A 347-nucleotide genomic window follows, 5' to 3' on the forward strand; every position below is an offset into this window, starting at 1 on the left:
GATGGTTGAAGGCTGTTGCTGGGCACCGGTGTAAGACATGCAGGTCCGGGCCACCTCCGTTCCGTCTTCGAGGGAGATGATCTCGGTCAACCGATCCAACTCGTCGTAGCCGAGCCGCGTCACCGCGCCAGAAGGCAACTGTTCAATGATGAGGCGGCCCCGCTCATCAAAGGCCCGTGCGGTGGTGTTGCCTTCGGGGTCGGTGGCCAACACCTGGTTGCCCCACTGGTCATAAGCCATCGTCGAGTGGTTACCGTCCGAATCGGTGATCCCCACCACCCGGCCCCGGGCATCCGCGACCCACGTGTTCGACCGCGACCCATCCTCATCCGAGACCACCGTCACCC

General features: G+C 63.7%; 1 pseudogene. It reads right to left on the reverse strand.

Annotation, left to right across the window (positions count from 1 at the left end):
- Positions 1-240, reverse strand: a pseudogene (locus EII35_RS15670) (hypothetical protein); the annotation flags it as partial.
- Positions 241-347 lie beyond the last annotated feature (107 nt).

Source organism: Arachnia propionica (assembly GCF_003932785.1).
GTDB lineage: Bacteria > Actinomycetota > Actinomycetes > Propionibacteriales > Propionibacteriaceae > Arachnia > Arachnia propionica_B.